The following is a 20,172-nucleotide window of genomic DNA, read 5'->3' as shown; positions in this document are numbered from 1 at the left end:
TAACGGTCTTAGAATACGTTTAAACAATGGACATGAAGCACATGCGCCTGGCAAATTGCCGGGATAGCATGTGCTTTTTTTGTGTCTTAATTTGGATGTAAGTTTGGTTGATTGGGTTGTGACGATAGAAAGGGGGAGAACTTGGTGAGAGTGGCGTTGTACGTGTGTAGGGTAGAGCTAGGATGGAACATGATGTTGTCGCTGGACGTTCGTGTGGATGTGAGTTGGTGGTTGGAGGGGGCAAGCGGCCGAATTGTGTCTCGTTGGCTATTGTTGCATGAGGCATTGCCGTTAAGTCAGGCGTCTTGGATCGTAGAACATTTTCGTATGGAACGAGATATGGATCAGTGGCGGGAAGGGCAGTGGCAGGCTTATGTGCGCGGCAAAATAGAAGCGTATGAGCGGGCTTCCGGGGAACACGAAGCCCGGCGTAGCACAGGTGGCGGCAGGCATGAAGCTGCCGCACTGCGGGGTGGGGGAGGCGGGATGCCAGAGTCATATCCCGCCTGGGCATGGGCTCAGCTCGAACAGGGCGCTGCCCTGCTGGCTGAGCAATTACACGGCCGCCAATTGCTGGCGGCCGAGGCAGAGGCGCTGCTGGCGGACAACGCCCCGCCGCTTGCCTCTGCCTGGCGCGCGGCTGCGCAGCTCGCGCACCTACACGGGCGGCTAAGCATCGCTGCCGCCCTAGAGTGGCCTGCCACGCGGCGTCGCCGTGCGTGGCTTGGTAGCGCGCAGAGCGCGCCGCGCTGCCGCCGGTGTGGCAGCGTAGCCGAGCAGCGCGTGCCCTGCGCTGCGTGCGGCCAAGCGGCGTGCGCCTACTGCGAGGCTTGCCTCGCGCTGGGGCGCAGCCGTGCCTGTGCGCTGCTGCTGCGTAGCGCAGCGCTTGGAGCCGTGCCCGTACGCGGCGAAGCATCGCGTGGCACGGCCGGTTCTTCCACCGGCGGCGATCTGAGCCGGTGGGGGCTTAGCCCTGCGCAGAGCGAGGCTGCGGCCGCGGCGCTGGCTTTTTTGGCTCAGCCACCCGTAGGGGGCGAGCCGGGGAGGTTTTTGCTGTGGGCCGTGACGGGAGCGGGCAAGACCGAGATGATTTTCCCGCTGCTGAACCACATCTTGGAGCGTGGTGGTCGGGCACTCGTCGCTACACCACGCAGGGACGTGGTATTGGAGCTAGCGCCGCGGCTTGCGAAGGCATTTCCAGACATTTCGCTCGCGACACTCTATGGCGGCAGTACCGAACGTTGGAAAGACGCCCAGCTCACCTTGGCGACTACGCATCAACTCATGCGTTTCTACCGAGGATTCGACCTAGTGATTATCGACGAATTAGATGCATTTCCTTATCACAACGATCCTATGCTCGCCCATGCAGCGACGAACTCGTGCAAGCCTGACGGACATTTTGTGTATTTATCTGCTACTCCTCCATCCAAACTGCAAAGAGAAGTTGTACAAGGACGATTGCTTCATGCGAGAGTGCCTGTCCGTTTTCATCGTTACCCGCTACCTGTACCTCAGCTATTGAAGATGTCCACAGTGGCTCAGTGCATTCGGCAAGGCAGCATTCCAGCTGCCCTTAAGAAAGGCATTCAGATTTCATTACAGAGAGATGCGCAAATCTTCGTTTTTGTTACCCGGATCGCGCAGATTGAGGCATTTGTAAACCTCATGCGCCGTCAATTTCCACAAATCCATATCGAAGGCACGTCATCTCAGGACGCTGAGCGTGCCAGTAAAGTCATCGCATTTCGTGAACGCACCATCCGCCTGCTCGTAACCACCACGATTCTGGAGCGGGGTGTTACCATTCCACGGAGTGATGTGTTTATTCTGGATGCAGATAATGGACTCTTTGACGAAGCTTCCCTCGTGCAGATGGCAGGCCGAGCAGGGCGATCCATGGATGATCCAGCAGGAAGAGTCGTCTTTGCATCATCTCGCCGTACGCGATCTCAAGTGAAAGCCGTGAGTCAGATCAAAAAAATGAACAGTATAGCCCGCCGCAAAGGCTATCTACATCCACCATCTAAACAACCGATCCAACAACGTTAGTTCACGGCTGCTCAAAACAATCCAACGACTGGAGGCTACCCTTCATGCCTTATTGGCTCGACGCAATTACTGAACAACTACAACCACTGACCCAGCGACTGCACCATCTGCTCGCCCCGCCAGGTGCGACGTGTCTTACCTGTAACACACGAGCGCTCCTATCTTCGACGTATCCTGGAATATGCCTCAAGTGTGTGGAGCGAATTCCGTGGATTCGTTCCATCCGATGTCCGCGGTGTGGTCGAGGGATGGGGTGCCCTGACTGTGTCCGGCCGCATATGCAAAACCGCTCCTTCACCTGCAACCGCAGTGCTGTCCAATACAATGAGTTGATGAAAGAATGGATCGGCATGTACAAATTCCGAGGACATCAGCGCTATGCGCCGCTCCTAACTTCGCTGCTTGTGCAGGCGTTTCAGGCGATGAGCGAAGAGATGACTGCTGCTTTGGCAAAAGAACCCCCTGCCTCTGTGGCTCATGCCGCCACCTTTGCCCAGACCCAGGTGAATGCAGGTCAGCATCCACCCCAACCACGCGCGCCCCATGAAGTGCGCGCTCAGCAAAACCACTCGCACACATCAACAGATGTGCGAGCCAACCCAGCGACCCGCAATCCGCTGTCGCTGCTCCAAAGCTCCAAGCCGCGATGGCGGCCTGACGCGGTAACTTACGTTCCCGTCAGCGCTGAGCGCCTGGCCGAGCGCGGCTTCAATCAGGCAGAGCGACTCGCTGCTGGACTTGCTGCAGCGACCCGCCTGCCCCTCGTTGATCTGTTGCAGCGCCAGATCAACACCACGAAGCAGAGCTTCAAAACCCGTGGCGAGCGTATTCAAACGATGCAAGACGCTTTTGCCATCCAGCCGAATGGTGTAGAGCTATTGCAATCACTCCAAGGGGAGGCTCATTATCATTCACAAGTGAATTCACTCCAGCTCCCCGCTTCTTCTTTATACCAAGAAGTACAACATTCAACGCATCCATCATCAATGACCACCCTCACTACTAATCTAAGGCAGCCGCTACGCTTGCTACTTGTGGATGACATATATACAACGGGGAGCACCTTGGATGCTTGTGGACGAGTTATTTTGAATACGGGATATGCACTCGGAATACCTATCGATATCTATACTTTAACTTTGGCGAGATCCTGAATGATACTTTGAACTTCCAGAAGTAAGTTCCGAGAACTCGGAGTCGGGTTATATTATCGAAAATGCATGTATGCGAATAAAACTAAATTAGAGTTCAATACAATTAAAGTGAAATGATTGAAGAGGAAAACTGATATTGCGTAGTTATGCACCATATTCCTCTCTTTTATTTCGCGAAACCCTATGGACTTGATATGAGAAAATAAGGTAATCTATAGATACTATTAATGCGGAATGAAAGTGTGAGAGGGGCGTTTAAGCGATGAATCTGGGTAACTGTCCTCGCTGTGGTAGATTATATGCAATAAATATCCGGGAAGTATGCACAAACTGTATTAAAGAAATAGAGTTAGAATACCAGACTTGTGTAGACTACTTACGTGAGAATAAAGGCGCGAATATTCAGGAATTGTCTGATGCAACGGAGATTTCTATTAAACAGATCACCAAGTTCATCCGTGAGGGACGAATTTCCATCGAAAACGCCCCGAATATGATGTATCCTTGTGAAGTATGCGGAACCTTGATTCGTGAAGGACATATGTGTGACTCTTGCCGTAACCGATTGACCAAAGACTTGGCTGGAGCAGCTCGCGAAGTAGGTCAGAAGGAGAACAATAATATAGGCGGACGAACCTATACTGCTGTCGACAAACTGCGCGATTCATAGGAATCAGGGCTTAATTACAAGTTTTGCTATAACAAATGTTTTGGAACGTACCGATAAACTTATTAAAGATTATCGGTTTTTTTTATTCATCCTAATTATTTGATAACTGTAAAGATAAAGTAAATAAAATAAAATAAAATAAAATCCTATAGGTGGAAGGAAGTGCAGTTTAAATGAAAATCAATGAACCGAGTAGAATTGGTGCAATCAATTCATATCAGAGGAACGTTGAATCCAATCAGCAGGCTGATGCCAAGAAGAGCCGCCGTAAGGACGAAGTATCCATTTCTCCGGAGGCGATGAAGATGCTTGAGGAACAAGGTCGTACACAGGATGTGGGGCGTTTGGAACGCATACAAGAGTTGAAAGAACAAGTGAGTTCGGGAACGTATCAGGTAGACAGCAGCAAACTTGCTGACAAGTTACTACCGTACTTTAAGTCTATCGGAGAACAATAGGGGGCAACCATGGCTTTAACTCAACTTTTAAGTGTCCTAGATCAACTTGATGCTGCTCATCAGTCTATGTTGCAGTGGGGAAAAGCCAAAAGAACTGCAATCATGAATAATCAAGTCAATGAGTTGATTCAAATTAACAATCAGGAATCAAAGCAACTTAAGGAGATACTTCGTCTAGAAGAAGAGCGAGTTAATTGCTGTCACTTGTTTTTACAAGAAAAAGGGATTAAATCCGCACTGAACTTAAACCTCACAGAATTATCACGGTTGGTATTTGACCCGAAGGACAAGGAAGCCTTACTTGGGAAGCAACAGCAGTTGGCTAATTCATTATCAGAGCTTAAGACATTAAATGATATGAACCAAACGCTTGTTGAGCAATCACTTCAATTTTTGGATTATTCCATGAATCTGTTTAGTGGATTTCCTGATCAGGAAGTAACTTATCAACCTCCTGCTGGAAAACAAGTCGGAGGAAGTCGCTTAGGAATGTTTGATACTCGCGCATAGAGCGCATAAGGGGGAAGTATATTTCGATGGTATCTACATTTCACTCCATTGAAACGGCGAAGAGGAGTTTGTTTACTCATACAACTGCATTAAGTACAACTGGACATAACATAGCTAATGCCAACACGCCGGGGTACTCCAGACAACGCGTCAATATGAATGCGTCTATATCCATAGATGCACTGGGAATGAATCGTTCCATGGCTCCGGGACAATTGGGTACAGGGGTAGAATTCAATTCAATTACCAGAATAAGGGAATCGTTTTTAGATACTCAATACAGGGGAGAGGCCAACTCTTCTGGTAATTGGAATATACAATCGGATTCTCTTAGTAAACTTGAGGGCATATTTAATGAACCATCGGACACTGGGATTCGAACGGTAATGGATCAATTTTGGAAATCATGGTCGGAGCTAAGTAAAGATCCTGAAAATGAGACAACACGTAAAATTGTGAAGGAAACGGCAGTAGCCATGACCGATGCTTTCAACTATATGAGTCGCCAACTAGATAGCCTCGGTCAGGATCTAACAACGAACGTTGGAGTAAAAGCGAACGAGGTTCAGAACTATCTCACATCTATTGCTGATTTAAATGATTCTATTAGAAAGCTGGAGTCCTTGGGTGATAACGCGAATGATCTGAGAGACCAAAGGGATCTGTTCACAGATAAATTGTCACAGATTGTGAATATTACCGTTCAAGAAACTGACCAAGGGTACACGATTTCCATGGGTGCACAACAATTAGTTACTGGAACAGCAGTTACGCAGGTAGACAGTGCATTCTTGGAGAATGCATACAATGCAGGCGGTATTACTGGTGGTGAAGTCTATGGTATGTTGTATTCACGCGATGTGTATGTTGCGGATTATCAGCAACAACTTAACAATATGGCTAACACACTTGCTAATGGTGATGTACAGGTTACCCTTCCTAAAGGTTCCGTTCTTCCCCCGGGAGTGACCATATCTGGAGTAACCGGGAGGAACGTTACCGAAGATACTGTTGTCACAGTCAAAGGGCTTAATGGTCTGCACCAATTGGGTTACACGTTGGATGGGACAACAACCGGTGGTTTGCCGTTTTTTGAAGCTCAAGGTGGAGGAACGATCACAGCAGGGAATATCCGTTTAAATGCGCAAATCGAAGAGAATCCGAAATTAATTGCTTCATCAATGCGTACAGTGGGTGCGGCTCCTAATGAACAGGTCGTGGTAGGTAGTAACTCACTTGCGCTTATAATCTCAAACTTGAAAGACCTTAAGTTTCAATCGCTTGGTGGAACTCAAACAGGAACAATTGACTCCTTATACAGTTCGCTTGTGGGTCAGTTAGGTGTGCAAGGTCAAGAGGCATCGCGTCAGACAGAGAACGCATCACTTTTATTACAACAGGTAGACAGCAGACGCCAATCGGTAAGTGGTGTGTCCCTAGATGAAGAAATGTCCGATATGATTAAATTCCAGCATGCCTATAATGCTTCTGCTCGTTTTATGACCACATTTGATGAAATGCTCGACAAATTAATTAATTCAACTGGGTTAGTTGGCCGCTAATATATGAAGAAAGGGGTAGTGAGTCGTGCTTAGAGTAACCTCAAATATGATCAGTTCCCAACTCATGCATAACTTGAACCGAAATACGGTGCGTATGAGTGAGACACAGAATCAAATGGCTACAGGACGCAAACTGAATAAGCCCTCCGATGATCCTGTAGGTATTACGTATTCCCTTCGATATCGTACTGAACTATCTGCTAATGATCAATATACACGCAATGTGAATGATACCTTGTCTTGGCTCGATCACAGTGATCAGATGTTAGATCAGACAGGAAATATTATACACAGATTGAAGGAATTAAACGTACAGGCTTCGAGTTCAACTAATCCTCAATCCGCACTGGATAGTATAAAAACAGAAGTCATGCAATTAAAAGAACAATTAATTGATATCGGAAACAGCAAATTGAATGGCAAGTATGTCTTCAATGGTCAATCCTATACGCAAAAACCTTATGACTTCGTTAAGGATGCTAATGGTAATTCGATAACGACAGATGTTCTACCTACAGATAATAACAACATTATTTATTCGGTTGGGGAAAGTGTACAAATGGGCATTAACGTTACGGGATCTGCTATTTTTGGCTCAACAGGTGATTTATCCGAGGATGATCAATTGTTCACAACAATCGACCGGTTAACGGAAGCACTTACGAATGGGGACTTTGAAGCAATCGGCGCTCAATTGGACAAGTTCGACAGTCGATTGGAGAAAATCACAACGATTCGAGCTGAAGTTGGTGCCAAAACCAACCGGGTAGAACTGATGCAAAGTCGTCTCCAAGACTTAGGTATCAATCTGACAGATCTGCAGGCCAAGACGGAAGATGCTGACTATGCAGAATTAATTATGAATTCTTCAATCCAAGAGAACATTTATAATGCGACTCTGTCAGCTGGTGCCAAAATCATTACGCCTTCACTTGCCGATTTCTTAAGATAGGAGGGGCATCTTGAATATACCTCAGATACAAATCCATCAGCAGCCATCTATTTTGAGTATTGTAGCTGAACTAGGGAGCTATTCGATTGAACAGCCGCGTGCAGAACAGACGATCCGTTCCACCCCTGCGCAGCTGAATATTCAAAAGCCTATTTCGATGCTTGAAGTGGATCAAGAAAGTGCCTGGAAGGCTTATAATGGTGGCGCTACACTTGAGATGAATCAGCGGATTTATTCTCAATTGTCATCGATCTTTCTACAGGGAATCGCAAGACGAATGCAGGAAGGACATCAAATGGCATCCATTCATATTCTGGAAAACACCATCTCTAACATCAAAGGGAAGTCTTGGGATAAGGATGGTTTTGTAGAATTTCGGGGGCCGGCTTCTTTCGATAATGTCGATATTCGTTTTGATCTTCAGGAAGCAGAATATCAATATGTAGAGGGTTCGTTGGAAATTGACGTTCAGGTGATGCCTCCTGAAGTTGAATATACCCGCGGCAGATTGGACATCGCAGTACAACAATATGCTAAGGTAGAAATTACACCGCCGAGTTTTGAGCAGTGGATGGGTTAGGGTTGGAATATATTGAAGCTGTAGAGGTATAATGAATGCCATCTATAGCTTTTTTTATTTAATAAGAGAGTGGGGAATGGTGATGGTCGTAGAGACTTCTTCATCGGTTACAGAGGATTTTTCGGAGAATCTAGTTTTTCATTTTACCAAAGGCATTCCGGGGTTTGATCAAGTTAAGGATTTTGCATTTATTCCTTTTCCGGAAGGGCCGTTTGCTTATTTACAGTCCATTGAACACGAAGATATATCGTTGATTATAGCAGATCCGTTTGTATTTTATCCGAATTATCAATTTGAGTTGGCGGATCATATCGTGAAAGAACTGTCTCTGCAATCCAATATACTTGTGCGTTGTGTGGTAACGATGAACAAGGATGTGGGCAAGTCAACGTTAAACTTGTTAGCGCCTATGGTACTAAATATGGAAAATCGGTCAGGCAGGCAAGTTATACTTCAGCAATCTCCATATCAGACCAAGCATCCGATATGGAGAGAAGCGGAAGAACAGCCACACATGGCTGATAAGGATGGTGAATAGTATGCTGGTTCTGTCCCGTAAGAAAGGCGAATCCATAGTCATTCAGGATGAGATTGAGATAACCGTCTTGAGTGTTGAGGGAGATAACATTCGAATTGGAATCAAAGCACCCAAGGATATCGAGATATTCCGCAAGGAAGTGTATCTGGCTATTGAAGAAGCGAATCGTGAATCGGCAGCTCAAAAAGTGGATCAGATTGAAGCATTAATGAGACATTACAGAGAGCCAAAATAAATTTTTCTAAAAAATCTATATTTACTATAAAGTCAGAGTTATATTCGGTCGATATATATATTAGACGCTAGTTCGGAGGGGCGGCCGACCTTAACGAATCAAGCTAACCACATGGATGTGGACATTTATTAATTTCAAGGAGGAAATTCTAATGATTATCAACCACAATATCGCGGCTTTGAACACGCACCGTCAACTGGGTGCAAACACAGGTGCTTCTTCTAAAAACTTGGAAAAATTGTCTTCCGGTCTTCGTATCAACCGTGCAGGTGATGACGCTGCTGGTCTGGCAATCTCCGAAAAAATGCGTGGTCAAATCCGTGGTTTGGATATGGCTCAAAAGAACGCTCAAGATGGTATCTCCCTGATTCAAACAGCTGAAGGTGCATTGACTGAAACTCACAGCATCCTGCAACGTGTTCGTGAATTGGCTGTTCAAGCTTCTTCCGATACTAACGAAGGTGTTGACCGTCAAAAACTTCAATCTGAAGTTGATGAGCTGTCTAAAGAAATCAAACGTATCTCTACAGATACTGAGTTCAATAACCAAAAAGTTTTGGATGGCACATTTTCTGACAAAACTTTCCATATTGGTGCTAATTCTGGTCAAAACATTAAATTGACTATTAATAGCATGGGTAATGAAGATCTGAATATCGCTGGAGTTAAAGCTGAAGAGACGGTTAGTACTGATTTGGGTGTTGAAATCTCTAGTTACACTGATAAAGAACTGACAATTAAAACAACAGCTGCAGCTACAGGAATTAATGATGCAGCGATAGAAAAAACAACAGCCACTTATGACAAAGCCACAGGTGAGTTTACCTTAACTTTGAAACAAGCAGCTGGAGATGGAGCTGCAGCGGGTGCTATTACAGCTACTCGTGATGACATTGCGGCAGCTTTACAGGAAGCAGCTTCTAAAGCAGGCGTTGATATTGAAGTGAAATCCGATGGCGCGGCTACAGCTATCGCTGTACCAGCTGCTGATATTACTGTAACTGAAGCTGACTTGACTGTGAAAGATGATACTAAAGGTATTCGTATTTCTACTCAAGCAAATGCTGACCAAGCAATCACAACAATTAACAATGCTTTGAACAAAGTATCCGAAGAACGTTCTAAACTGGGTGCGAACCAAAACCGTTTGGAGCACACAATCAACAACTTGGGTGCAACTTCCGAGAACTTGACAGCTGCTGAATCCCGTATCCGTGACGTGGATATGGCAAAAGAAATGATGTCGTTCACGAAGAACAACATCCTTACACAAGCTGCTCAAGCAATGTTGGCTCAAGCGAACCAACAACCACAAGGCGTTCTGCAATTGCTTCGTTAAGATCCATTATTATTTTATCAAAGAACTGTTGGGCCATATGGGCCAACAGTTCTTTTTTATTAAAAGGGGTAAAGCCATAGCTACTAAAAGCCGATATATATAATATTGGAATAAATGAGTGGGAGGTCTGAAGAATATGAATGCTGATGTGTCTTTCACAGGTGGTACTGTGAGTCAGAGAAGTAGTTCCACATATACATCATCTTCATCAAGTAATGCGTTACCCACATCTCAGAAAATCAATCAGCAGCAGATGGATCAACTGGAGAAACAGGGCCATAAAATCCCTGTAGGCGAAGCACAATTAATAAAGGCTATTGACCGTGCATTAAAAGCTTTGGAAGGCCCTGAAACAGCCTTTGAAGTTGCAGTACATAAAGAAACGCACTCGATTATGGTTAAGGTACTGAATAAGGAAACCGGTGAGATAATTCGTGAAATTCCACCAGAGAAAACATTGGATCTGGTAGCTAAGATGATGGAGTTTGCCGGGATTATCATAGATGAAAAAATTTAAATCATAGAGGAGAGTAATATTATGAGAGTTTCTGGATTAACATCAGGTATGGACACCGACACTCTGGTCAAACAAATGATGACAGCTGCGAGGGCTCCCCTTGATAAGCTGTCACAACAAAAACAGACATTGGAATGGAGACGCGACAGCTATCGCACAATTAACAGCCAATTGGTAGATTTTCGTAACAATAAGTTAAGTAAATACCGTATTTCAACGGAAGTGAATGCATACAAATCAGAAGTAACTGGAGATACAGCAGCTGTATCTGTGAAAGCATCTCCAACAGCCAGCCAGGTTCCCATGACTATAACAGTAGATAGTGTAGCGACCCAGAGGTCGCTTGAGAGCAGTGAAACACTGGGTGCAGGAATAACCAAAAATTCTAAGTTAAGTGATCTAGGAGCAGGTGGTAATTTTACACTGAGTGTAAAGAGTTCTACGACTGCTAGCCCTAAAGAAATTACTTTCTCCAACACGGACTCCATTGATTCGGTGATCAAAAAAATAAATGCAGATACCAGTATTAATGCAACTGCTTCATTTGATGAAGCCAGTGGGAAAATCACACTTAAATCTAAAGAATATGGAAATTCTGATTTCTCATTTTCAGGCTCATTAACAGATGCGTTCAAAATGAGTACAAGCGTTGCAATAGGTGGGGATAAAGCTGATGTAACAATTAACGGTAAACAGATGGATTTGAATTCTAATACGCTGCGAATGAATGGTGTAGACATTACGATTCATGCTAAAACAGAGGCCAATAAACCAGCGATTGTGAACACTAAAGTGGACTCTTCTAAAATGGTTGAGACGATTAAGTCATTTATTAGTGATTATAACAGCGTATTAAAAACTTTAAACACTAAACTATCCGAAGAGCGCTACAGAGATTTCACCCCGCTTACTGATGAGCAAAAGAAAGATATGAAAGAAGATGATGTTACTAGATGGGAAGCAAAGGCAAAGAGTGGACTATTAAAAGGAGATGAAATTCTTAATCAAACCTTATCCAACTTAAGGAATTCTGTTGTTTTTGCTAAAAGTACTTCAGGTATAACTTTGAGCTCTATTGGAATCACTACAGGGCAGTGGTTTGAAGGTGGTGCCCTAAGTATCTCGGATGAAGCCAAATTAACCAAAGCAATAGAAGAAAATCCAGATGAGATCATGGAGTTATTTACAGGAAGTGCAGAGGGCACTTCTACTGCAAAAGGTCTGTTCAATGAAATGTATGACAAAGTGAATATTACACTTGGACAAATGGCTAGTCGTGCAGGGACTTCGAAGTATTCGACAGATGTCGGTGTATCTTTTAATGAAGACAGCAATATGGGCAAAGAACTTAGTGATTTGAAAAGTCGAATGTCTGCTATGACTAAGAAACTCACAGACTTGGAAACTCGCTACTATAGCCAGTTTACAGCCATGGAGAAGGCCATTAACAAAATGAACTCTCAATCGTCAAGTCTGGCTAGCTTTGCAGGACAATAAGATTAACAGGAGTGAATTCAAATGATAGCATCCCCTTACGAAAAGTATAGACAATCCGCCGTGCAGACTGCACCATCCCAACTGTTGATCATGCTCTACGATGGTTCAATTCGTTTTGTAAAAGGTGGAATAGAAGGTATTAAAGAACAAGATGTGCAGAAGTCAAATGAATTTTTTAAAAAAGCCCAGGATATTGTGAGTGAGTTACGCGCATCCCTAGACTATTCATACGAAGTATCTCAGAACTTGTCATCTTTATATGAATATGTGAATCACTTGTTGATTGAAGCTAACATCAAAAAAACAGCACACCAAGCCGAAGAGGCTCTAGGGTATTTAGTTGAATTGCGCGAGGCATGGTCCCAAGCAGCAAAATCAACTACAGGGAGTTCAGACCATGTTACTGGATGAACAAATTGCTGAGTTAGAATTAATGACGTTAAATGTAGTTAGACAAATTCCTCAAATATCGTATCAAGAACTTGAGGGATTTGCCAATGGGCGACAGGGACTGGTCGACGGCATAGGAGATTTATTGAATAATAATTCGTTGTCCGATTCTCAGAAGAAACGAATAAACCATATACTGCAATATGATTCATTAATTCTTAATCAAATGTCTCTGCTCAAAAATCAGTCGGAAGAATGGTTAATGCAAAGGGAACAGGCAAAGGCTCAACGTCATGCATATGACTTGTCATACACCCCGGATAGTGTACTGATGGATCAAAAAAAATAGCTTCTTCCCCTTGGGAATTAACTCATGTCGAGTATGATTTACAGGATGAGGCTCTGGATCTTATTTATCGACTTTGCACGTGGGACGGAATTTCATTTTCCGCATTTTGGAACACGAAGCAAGGTATACGACACAGAAAAGAAGTGTGGAGACGCCTGGATTTCTGGAACTGGAAAACCAACGTCCATGCTCGAGTCCCTCGAATGAGCTGCAAAGACTGAATAAAGCATCCTTAGTTCATGACATGGATCCGTTTGCAGGTGGCGGATCCTTTCATCATTATGTGAACCAGGCAATGGTTGAGTTGGATTTATCACAGGCCACACGGATTGCTGTGGATGAAACCTCATCACACTGCGGACACCGGTACATCACGTTGTTTGTCGATGTCGATACCAAGAGGGTCCCGTTTGCCACCGAGGGAAAAGGGAGGATACGCTAGCTCAATTCAAATAACATTTACTCCAAAAAGGGATTGAAGTGACGGGAATTCAGGAATCTGCTGCGATATGTCGTTGCTTTTATTCGCGAGATCGAAGATTAATTCCCTGTGGAAGTGATTACATTTGATGAATTTCATATGATGAAAATGGTGAATGAAGCGGTTGATAATGTACGCAAAGCGGAGCAAAAGGAAGCGCCGCAGTCTATGCTAAGAAATGAAAATAAAGCAACTGCAAAGCAGAAAAAAAGAATTTTAACCTTGAAAGGCAGTCATCTTATGACCAAAGAAGCCAACTGTCTTAAACTGGCGATGCAAGAGGTGTGGACTTTCCCGCACGTGTTTGCAGATATCTATCTACTAGAATTGATGGATTGGGCTACTCGCTCAGAACTCCAGCCTATAATGGAACTGGCGAAGACCGTAAAGCGGCATGAAGATGGGTTGACCAATGGGCTACTCGAAGGGATTAATGTACCTTGTACAAGCCTCCAAACGACGAGCTCGTGGCTACCGTGATATGGACAATGTCAATGCGATGGTCTACATGGTAGCGAACAAAATGCGTAATACCGTCTCTTATCGCACAGAGGAGCTAGAGTTTGTATTTCCCCTTTTATACGAGATTTCATTATAACTTATAGAGTTTAGCTGATCTATAAAAACGATCCTACTTTAGACTACCCATCCAATAGAGTTAAGAAGTATTATAGTTATATTTCGATGCTCACATCGACAAGCAATTCCCCAGTTACCACTCGATCCAAATGCCACCACCACTCCTCAATGGGTTTACTTGTATCGTTGAAAGAGTATACTGGTTTCATATAGTTATAAAGTTCTTCACTACGATTAAGTAACATTTGATCATATTTATGAAGTAATTGAAGATCAGTTTGCTCCAGTTTATCTCTATTTCTATGAAGATCACTACGCATGCCGAAAGTATCCAGGTATTCAAAAGGGCTCACTTCAAGCTCGTCTTCCATATCAATTCCATAGAGTTGAATCATTTTTTGGTAATCCATTATTCCACATCCTTAATTTTACCTATATATTTGGCATTGATTTCTTCCTCAAGATATTTAGTATAACCCCGATCCGGAGGAAAGGCGGTTTCCATTTTACCATCTTCACCTACCATAACAATCCATGTTTTATCACCAAAGCTATAATACTTTTGTGGGAAATCGGGCTGTGAGTACTCATACAGATCATTCTCTTTATTGTTAATAATTTCAGTAATTTTGGAGTTATAGTCTTCAGTAGTCCAATCTTCGGGTATGTGTTCCTTTTTAATTCTTTTAGTTAAGTGTCTTTCAAGAAGTTCTTCTGATTTCCACGCAGGTCCGTGTTCCTCTATTTGACTAGTTATATTACTTATGTTCTCAGTTGTTTTCGAATCGATTTTGTTATCTGGTTCTTTAGTTTTGTCTGATCCACCCGCTAAATCATCATGTTTGTTTTGCTTTGGCATGCCTAGCTTTCTTCCGACAAGAAACATGGCTGCCTGAGTAGTTTATCCGCCCGAATAATACTTCCAGCCCTGCTCGTCTAACTTCTCTTTCTGCTGAGTAAATGATTGTTCGGCTTATTCTCGCGCATCTCCGAAATTAAAGGTGAAGTTCCACCAAAACTTTATAACGTTGCCAATATCAACTGCTGTTCCGATAGTATTGCTATGTAACATATTTGCGGCTGTTTCGAAAGGATGGTTTATAATATTTTCTCCAAATGCTGTCCATTCCTCTACCCTTGAATTGAGTTGGTCTGAAGCACCTTGGGTGGAACTATCCTTAGTTGAATTCGGATCATAGCCTAATCGATCCATTAAATTAGGAGCATTGGTTATGTACTGTAATTGATACATTTGCTCAAGAGTTAAATTTCCGTATGCATACATATGAACTATTTTTCTTAAGACTAAAGATTTAAATTTTCAAATTTTATAGTCATGGAAAAACTATAATTTTGTATCTCTTTCAGAGGGTAGAGTTATTATTGAAAGTTGAGTTCGGTACAATATTACAGCATTCATCACAATCTCTGATTAATCTACAAAAAAATTCCAAGAAAACATTTTCTTTACCAATTGACAATGGATAACTTTGGATGGTATCATCTGAGTTGTGGGCAGAGGTTAAGGCCGAAAGCTTCACTTCATTTGATGACGAAGGGAATGTTAGTGCATGCAAGGTAAAGTAAAATGGTTCAACGCAGAAAAAGGTTACGGTTTCATTGAAACTGAAGACGGCGGCGACGTATTCGTACATTTCTCCGCAATCCAATCCGAAGGCTTCAAAACTTTGGAAGAAGGTCAATCTGTTGAATTCGACATCGTCGAAGGCGCACGTGGACCGCAAGCAGCTAACGTAATCAAATTATAATCATCCGGTTAATCCGACCTACATATACGGTTAGATGGTTACCAATTGAATTATCGCTAGCATAAGGCTCTGGCATGTCCAGAGTCTTTTTTTTGTTTTACTAGTTTTGCGAATGATTGCATGCTAGATTCATAAATGCTACTGAATACGGATTCATAGAATCGATGATAGCTCTATTAAGAGGTTTTCTCTCGTCCTAGTAGTAAGCATATCTGTTAGCTTATCTTTTCAATGGTTCATTCCTTTAATGGATTCAAGAAGCTGATGAAGTAGATTTTACATATAAGATTAAAGAAGCTCAGAAACGGTTAATTACATCATCAAGCGCCTAATAAGACTTTCCATGTAAATAAGCGATTATGGCTAAAAATGATGAAATATCGCGAAATATGGCGTTAAACCCATGATGGTAGATGTGGCTGGAGTAGATGTCATTATTCGGTCACCGGGAGTTTTTACATGGCGCTTACATTCGTGTTATAATGAAGTGGCAAAGTAAAAGGAGGAGTGCCCTATGAATTTAAGTATTCGAGGTCAACAAATCGAGGTTACCGATGCTTTGAAAGATTATGTCGACAAAAAGTTGAGTAGACTCGAGAAGTATTTCGATGCACCCCTTAACTCTGACGGTGCTGTTACACTAAGCACGACTAGAGGCCTGCATACGGTAGAGGTGACGATCCCACTCAAAGGCATTGTACTCCGTGCAGAAGATGAGAGCGATGATATGTATGCTTCCATTGACGCAGTGGTGGACAAGCTGGAACGTCAGATCCGCAAACATAAAACAAAAGTCAATCGTAAGTATCGTCAAGAAGGCAGCCTGAAAACTCTCTTTGTTGAAGACCCATCAGGTACAGTGGCTACCGCTGAACTGGATGCAGAACCCGACGATGATGATTATGAAGTGGTAAGAACCAAACGGTTTATGTTAAAACCGATGGACGTGGAAGAGGCAATCCTCCAAATGAACATGGTTGGCCACAATTTCTTCGTTTTCTCTAACATCGATAATGAAGAAGTCAGCGTTGTATATAAACGGAACGATGGAAAATACGGTTTGATTGAGCAAGGCTAATCTTACCTTCCATATTAAGTTTTACGAATGAGTGAATACTAAATGATTCGAATAACATGTGAATGAAGTAATTTCCAATAAATGAATATAACGAGGGACAGACAGGAACAACGTGGTTCCGGTGCTGGACTGAACAAGAGCCTCCATCCTTACGGGATGGGGCTCTTTCGTGTCTAAAGAGATCATAGAGATCGCGTAAGCGCACCACTTACAGTGCGTGTTCAAAAAGGTTCGTGAAACTATTTGTCATGTTGTTGCGTTTAATAGATTATACGTGATTTAATGCATCCTATAAGTGTGATGTTAATCGGTGACGCTTAAATGTGGAATTGATATCTAAGATTTCCAGTAAAAAATGGGATTATGGCGGTTATTCGCAAAAAATAAAATAGGTGAAGAGTCCGCTTCCGCTAACGGCTATGATTTTTGGCACTTTTTGTCCATGGTTATGTGGTTAGAACTTCAAAGAAGTGTGCTGTGGCGTGTTGCGGCGTCCCTTACAAACTGTTACAATTTATACAAAGAGAATCATTGTCCTGATGAAGAATTGTCAACGAATGATCGCTAATCATAATCAATGACAGGCCCAGCACCATGAACATGATTCGCAAGGCTCGGATTCCAGCTTATCTTACAATCTGGTTCCTGGTTGAACACCGAATCACTTCATGAGAACGCTTGGCAAGCCTGGAGTTGATTCAACTAATATTTTCACTCTTATAATTTGAACTCAAATTATATCGTTTGTCACCCCCGGGCAAGTGGATGCAATATCCATCCGATGGTGTCGCACGGCGGCAGCAGGGGGTCTATTCTGTTTTGCACGAAAGGGGTATACCATGCTAGGACTTGTCAAAAAGATCTTTGGCGACATGAACGAACGTGATGTTAAACGTCTGATGAAGACGGTCGATGTGATCAATAAACTGGAACCACAATTTCAGGCATTGTCTGATGAACAACTGAAATCCAAAACGGAGGAATTCCGTGCCCGGATCGAAAAGGGCGAAACTACGGATCAGCTTCTTCCCGAAGCATTTGCAACCGTACGTGAAGCATCCCGCCGGGTTCTCGGCAAACGTCACTATGACGTACAGATGCTGGGCGGTATTGCTCTGCATGAAGGCCGGATTTCCGAGATGAAGACGGGTGAAGGTAAGACGTTGGTAGGAACGCTGCCTGTATACCTGAATGCGCTCATGTCCAAAGGTGTTCACGTGGTTACAGTCAATGACTACTTGGCACAGCGGGATAGCCAGGAAATGGGACAGATCTACGAATATATGGGCATGACTGTAGGGGTTAACCTGAGCGGTATGGATCATGCTTTGAAGCAGCATGCGTATGCATGTGATATTACGTACGGAACGAATAACGAATTCGGTTTTGACTATCTGCGTGACAACATGGTGCTCTACAAAGAACAAATGGTACAGCGTCCATTGTTCTTCTGTATTATCGATGAAGTGGACTCCATTCTGGTCGATGAGGCGCGTACGCCACTCATTATCTCCGGACAAGCACAGAAGTCTACAGACTTGTATTACGCAGCAGATCGTTTTGTGAAACGTCTCGTTCCTGAAGAAGACTTTACGGTAGACATTAAAGTGAAATCCGTAGCCTTGACTGAGGGTGGTGTGGCAAAAGCAGAGAAAGCTTTTGGCATTGAGAACTTGTATGACCACGCCAATGTAACGCTCAACCATCATATCGTACAAGGTCTGAAAGCGAACGTAATCATGCGTCGTGACGTGGATTATGTCGTGAGTGACGAAGAAGTCATGATCGTCGATGAATTCACAGGCCGTTTGATGTCTGGACGTCGTTACAGCGATGGATTGCACCAAGCGATCGAAGCTAAGGAAGGCATCGAAGTACAGAACGAGAGCATGACGCTTGCGACGATTACATTCCAGAACTATTTCCGTATGTATCGTAAGCTTGCTGGAATGACGGGTACAGCGAAAACCGAGGAAGAAGAGTTTAAGAAAATCTACGGCCTCGAAGTATTGCAAATTCCAACGAACCGTCCTAACAAACGTGATGATATGGCGGATGTTGTTTATAAGAGCATTGATGGTAAGTTCAAAGCGGTTGTAGAAGAGATCGTAGAACGTCACAGCAAAAACCAGCCAGTGCTGGTAGGTACTGTGTCCATCGAGAACTCAGAGCGTCTCTCGGATATGCTGAAACGCCGTGGTGTACGTCACCAAGTACTGAATGCCAAGTACCATGCGGAAGAAGCTGAAATTATCTCAGGAGCTGGACAAGCCGGTGCAGTAACGATTGCAACCAATATGGCTGGTCGTGGTACGGATATTATCTTGGGTGAAGGTGTGGCAGAGGTTGGCGGTCTTCATATCATTGGTACAGAGCGTCATGAATCACGCCGGATTGATAACCAACTCCGTGGACGTGCAGGACGTCAAGGTGACCCGGGTTCAACCCAGTTCTATCTGTCACTGGGTGATGAACTGATGAGACGTTTCGGTGCAGACAATGTATTGAATATGATGGAGCGCCTAGGCTTTGAAGAAGATCAACCGATCGAGAGCCGGATGATTACACGTGCAGTTGAATCGGCACAGAAGCGCGTTGAAGGTAATAACTTTGACGTACGTAAAGTCGTTCTCCAATATGATGATGTCATGAACCAACAGCGTGAAATTATATATAAACAGCGTCGTGAGGTGCTGGAGTCCGAGAATATTAAACAAATCGTTATGGATATGATCAAACCATCCATTGAACGTATTGTAGAAGCTCACTGTAGTGACGATATTCCGGAAAACTGGGAACTGCAAGAAGTTGCCGATTTTATGAACAGCAAATTGCTTGACGATGGCTCTGTTACCAAGGATGACCTGTGGGGCAAGGAAGCCGAAGAGATCATCGAGTCCCTGTTCGAGAAAGTACAGAACAAGTATAATGCTCGCGAAGAGCGTATCGGTGAAGAGATGGTTCGTGAGTTCGAGAAAGTGGTTGTGCTTCGTGCAGTAGACAGCAAGTGGATGGATCACATTGATGCAATGGATCAATTGCGTCAAGGTATTCACCTTCGTGCATACGGTGGTACAGACCCACTGCGCGAATATCAATTTGAAGGCTTCGAGATGTTCCATCAGATGATCGCTTCGATTCAAGAAGAAGTAGCGACATATGTGATGAAAGCACAAATCGAGAGCAACCAAGAACGTCAAGCTGTTGTTGAGGAAAGTCAGATCTCGACCAGCGGCGAACCTGCTGAGAAGCGCCCGGTGAAAGTGTCCGACCAGATCGGACGTAACGATCCGTGTCCTTGCGGCAGCGGCAAAAAGTTCAAACATTGCCACGGTCAAGAATAGTATGTAAAAATATATAGGTTTAAATAATTTTTTTACATGAGAAACGAAGAGGACAGAGAAAACCTGAAGAAGCGGAGCGTTCGGCTGAAAGCTTTCTGCAAGAAAGCTACATCGGAAG

23 protein-coding genes are annotated in these 20,172 nt (G+C 43.8%); 20 read left to right on the top strand and 3 right to left on the bottom strand.

Annotated elements, in window-relative coordinates; translation table 11 throughout:
• Positions 1-144 precede the first annotated feature (144 nt).
• The 17 genes from ASD24_RS07315 to ASD24_RS07235 all read left to right on the top strand — a co-directional run bounded on the left by ASD24_RS07315 (position 145) and on the right by ASD24_RS07235 (position 13,764).
• On the top strand, positions 145-2,052 hold the full coding sequence (locus ASD24_RS07315; protein WP_056693758.1) for a helicase-related protein: 1,908 nt from the start codon (positions 145-147) through the stop codon (positions 2,050-2,052).
• A 123-nt stretch (positions 2,053-2,175) separates the two neighbouring features.
• Positions 2,176-2,385, top strand: coding sequence for a hypothetical protein (locus ASD24_RS30940; protein ID WP_156395368.1), 210 nt, complete (start codon positions 2,176-2,178; stop codon positions 2,383-2,385).
• A 170-nt stretch (positions 2,386-2,555) separates the two neighbouring features.
• Complete coding sequence (locus ASD24_RS07310) at positions 2,556-3,206, top strand: ComF family protein (RefSeq protein WP_156395367.1); 651 nt, start codon at positions 2,556-2,558, stop codon at positions 3,204-3,206.
• 262 nt (positions 3,207-3,468) lie between these two features.
• Positions 3,469-3,876 (top strand): TIGR03826 family flagellar region protein, encoded by a 408-nt coding sequence (locus tag ASD24_RS07305; protein ID WP_056693751.1) that lies wholly within the window; start codon positions 3,469-3,471, stop codon positions 3,874-3,876.
• A gap of 173 nt (positions 3,877-4,049) precedes the next feature.
• Entirely contained in the window at positions 4,050-4,334 is a 285-nt protein-coding gene (gene flgM, locus ASD24_RS07300; RefSeq protein WP_056693747.1) for a flagellar biosynthesis anti-sigma factor FlgM, read from the top strand.
• A gap of 9 nt (positions 4,335-4,343) precedes the next feature.
• On the top strand, positions 4,344-4,844 hold the full coding sequence (locus tag ASD24_RS07295) for a flagellar protein FlgN (protein ID WP_056693744.1): 501 nt from the start codon (positions 4,344-4,346) through the stop codon (positions 4,842-4,844).
• 26 nt (positions 4,845-4,870) lie between these two features.
• Positions 4,871-6,406 carry a flagellar hook-associated protein FlgK gene (flgK, locus tag ASD24_RS07290; RefSeq protein WP_056693741.1) on the top strand — a complete coding sequence of 512 codons (1,536 nt, stop codon included), beginning with the start codon at positions 4,871-4,873 and terminating at the stop codon, positions 6,404-6,406.
• Positions 6,407-6,431: 25 nt separating this feature from the next.
• Positions 6,432-7,358, top strand: coding sequence for a flagellar hook-associated protein FlgL (gene flgL, locus ASD24_RS07285; protein WP_082560322.1), 927 nt, complete (start codon positions 6,432-6,434; stop codon positions 7,356-7,358).
• Between the two features lie 10 nt (positions 7,359-7,368).
• Positions 7,369-7,938, top strand: a complete 570-nt coding sequence (locus tag ASD24_RS07280; RefSeq protein WP_056693738.1) for a DUF6470 family protein — start codon at positions 7,369-7,371, stop codon at positions 7,936-7,938.
• 76 nt (positions 7,939-8,014) lie between these two features.
• A complete protein-coding gene (fliW, locus tag ASD24_RS07275; protein ID WP_056693735.1) occupies positions 8,015-8,476 on the top strand; it encodes a flagellar assembly protein FliW in 462 nt (153 codons plus the stop codon).
• Position 8,477: 1 nt separating this feature from the next.
• Positions 8,478-8,711: a carbon storage regulator CsrA gene (gene csrA / locus ASD24_RS07270; RefSeq protein WP_056693732.1), complete on the top strand. Its 234-nt coding sequence runs from the start codon at positions 8,478-8,480 to the stop codon at positions 8,709-8,711.
• Positions 8,712-8,862: 151 nt separating this feature from the next.
• Positions 8,863-10,050 carry a flagellin N-terminal helical domain-containing protein gene (locus ASD24_RS07265; RefSeq protein WP_056693727.1) on the top strand — a complete coding sequence of 396 codons (1,188 nt, stop codon included), beginning with the start codon at positions 8,863-8,865 and terminating at the stop codon, positions 10,048-10,050.
• 136 nt (positions 10,051-10,186) lie between these two features.
• Positions 10,187-10,567 carry a flagellar protein FlaG gene (locus ASD24_RS07260; protein WP_056693723.1) on the top strand — a complete coding sequence of 127 codons (381 nt, stop codon included), beginning with the start codon at positions 10,187-10,189 and terminating at the stop codon, positions 10,565-10,567.
• Between the two features lie 21 nt (positions 10,568-10,588).
• The gene (fliD, locus tag ASD24_RS07255) at positions 10,589-12,064 is read left to right on the top strand and encodes a flagellar filament capping protein FliD (RefSeq protein ID WP_056693720.1); all 1,476 of its coding nucleotides are present in this window, start codon (positions 10,589-10,591) and stop codon (positions 12,062-12,064) included.
• A 21-nt stretch (positions 12,065-12,085) separates the two neighbouring features.
• Positions 12,086-12,475: a flagellar export chaperone FliS gene (gene fliS, locus ASD24_RS07250; RefSeq protein ID WP_056693717.1), complete on the top strand. Its 390-nt coding sequence runs from the start codon at positions 12,086-12,088 to the stop codon at positions 12,473-12,475.
• Complete coding sequence (locus ASD24_RS07245) at positions 12,462-12,803, top strand: hypothetical protein (protein ID WP_056693714.1); 342 nt, start codon at positions 12,462-12,464, stop codon at positions 12,801-12,803. The genes fliS and ASD24_RS07245 overlap by 14 nt, the downstream gene beginning before the upstream one ends.
• Before the next feature lie 550 nt (positions 12,804-13,353).
• A complete protein-coding gene (locus tag ASD24_RS07235; RefSeq protein ID WP_056693709.1) occupies positions 13,354-13,764 on the top strand; it encodes a transposase in 411 nt (136 codons plus the stop codon).
• A gap of 194 nt (positions 13,765-13,958) precedes the next feature.
• Here the strand turns inward: ASD24_RS07235 and ASD24_RS07230 are convergent, their stop codons facing one another.
• The 3 genes from ASD24_RS07230 to ASD24_RS07220 form a co-directional block, all read right to left on the bottom strand.
• Positions 13,959-14,273, bottom strand: a complete 315-nt coding sequence (locus ASD24_RS07230; RefSeq protein ID WP_056693706.1) for a hypothetical protein — start codon at positions 14,271-14,273, stop codon at positions 13,959-13,961.
• Positions 14,273-14,722, bottom strand: a complete 450-nt coding sequence (locus tag ASD24_RS07225) for a hypothetical protein (protein ID WP_162248931.1) — start codon at positions 14,720-14,722, stop codon at positions 14,273-14,275. The genes ASD24_RS07230 and ASD24_RS07225 overlap by 1 nt, the downstream gene beginning before the upstream one ends.
• Positions 14,723-14,836: 114 nt before the next feature.
• A complete protein-coding gene (locus tag ASD24_RS07220) occupies positions 14,837-15,115 on the bottom strand; it encodes a hypothetical protein (RefSeq protein WP_235540443.1) in 279 nt (92 codons plus the stop codon).
• A gap of 319 nt (positions 15,116-15,434) precedes the next feature.
• On the opposite strand from ASD24_RS07220, the gene ASD24_RS07215 reads away from it, so the two are divergent.
• From ASD24_RS07215 to secA, 3 genes are all read left to right on the top strand, one after another.
• Positions 15,435-15,632 carry a cold shock domain-containing protein gene (locus ASD24_RS07215; RefSeq protein WP_024631599.1) on the top strand — a complete coding sequence of 66 codons (198 nt, stop codon included), beginning with the start codon at positions 15,435-15,437 and terminating at the stop codon, positions 15,630-15,632.
• A 514-nt stretch (positions 15,633-16,146) separates the two neighbouring features.
• Positions 16,147-16,710, top strand: a complete 564-nt coding sequence (gene hpf / locus ASD24_RS07210) for a ribosome hibernation-promoting factor, HPF/YfiA family (protein WP_056693699.1) — start codon at positions 16,147-16,149, stop codon at positions 16,708-16,710.
• An 839-nt stretch (positions 16,711-17,549) separates the two neighbouring features.
• A complete protein-coding gene (secA, locus tag ASD24_RS07205; RefSeq protein WP_056693697.1) occupies positions 17,550-20,054 on the top strand; it encodes a preprotein translocase subunit SecA in 2,505 nt (834 codons plus the stop codon).
• Positions 20,055-20,172 lie beyond the last annotated feature (118 nt).

Origin of the sequence: Paenibacillus sp. Root52 (assembly GCF_001426865.1) — a bacterium.
GTDB lineage: Bacteria > Bacillota > Bacilli > Paenibacillales > Paenibacillaceae > Paenibacillus.
This window is presented reverse-complemented; position numbering and strand designations above follow the sequence as displayed.

Bases quoted from the DNA above. Each gene is read 5' to 3' on its own strand.
- ASD24_RS07305 (WP_056693751.1), top strand. From the start codon at position 3,469: ATGAATCTGGGTAACTGTCCTCGCTGTGGTAGATTATATGCAATAAAT.
- flgM (WP_056693747.1), top strand. From the start codon at position 4,050: ATGAAAATCAATGAACCGAGTAGAATTGGTGCAATCAATTCATATCAG.
- ASD24_RS07295 (WP_056693744.1), top strand. From the start codon at position 4,344: ATGGCTTTAACTCAACTTTTAAGTGTCCTAGATCAACTTGATGCTGCT.
- flgK (WP_056693741.1), top strand. From the start codon at position 4,871: ATGGTATCTACATTTCACTCCATTGAAACGGCGAAGAGGAGTTTGTTT.
- fliW (WP_056693735.1), top strand. From the start codon at position 8,015: ATGGTGATGGTCGTAGAGACTTCTTCATCGGTTACAGAGGATTTTTCG.
- csrA (WP_056693732.1), top strand. From the start codon at position 8,478: ATGCTGGTTCTGTCCCGTAAGAAAGGCGAATCCATAGTCATTCAGGAT.
- ASD24_RS07265 (WP_056693727.1), top strand. From the start codon at position 8,863: ATGATTATCAACCACAATATCGCGGCTTTGAACACGCACCGTCAACTG.
- ASD24_RS07260 (WP_056693723.1), top strand. From the start codon at position 10,187: ATGAATGCTGATGTGTCTTTCACAGGTGGTACTGTGAGTCAGAGAAGT.
- fliD (WP_056693720.1), top strand. From the start codon at position 10,589: ATGAGAGTTTCTGGATTAACATCAGGTATGGACACCGACACTCTGGTC.
- fliS (WP_056693717.1), top strand. From the start codon at position 12,086: ATGATAGCATCCCCTTACGAAAAGTATAGACAATCCGCCGTGCAGACT.
- ASD24_RS07245 (WP_056693714.1), top strand. From the start codon at position 12,462: ATGTTACTGGATGAACAAATTGCTGAGTTAGAATTAATGACGTTAAAT.
- ASD24_RS07230 (WP_056693706.1), bottom strand. From the start codon at position 14,273: ATGGATTACCAAAAAATGATTCAACTCTATGGAATTGATATGGAAGAC.
- ASD24_RS07225 (WP_162248931.1), bottom strand. From the start codon at position 14,722: ATGCCAAAGCAAAACAAACATGATGATTTAGCGGGTGGATCAGACAAA.
- ASD24_RS07220 (WP_235540443.1), bottom strand. From the start codon at position 15,115: ATGTATCAATTACAGTACATAACCAATGCTCCTAATTTAATGGATCGA.
- ASD24_RS07215 (WP_024631599.1), top strand. From the start codon at position 15,435: ATGCAAGGTAAAGTAAAATGGTTCAACGCAGAAAAAGGTTACGGTTTC.
- hpf (WP_056693699.1), top strand. From the start codon at position 16,147: ATGAATTTAAGTATTCGAGGTCAACAAATCGAGGTTACCGATGCTTTG.
- secA (WP_056693697.1), top strand. From the start codon at position 17,550: ATGCTAGGACTTGTCAAAAAGATCTTTGGCGACATGAACGAACGTGAT.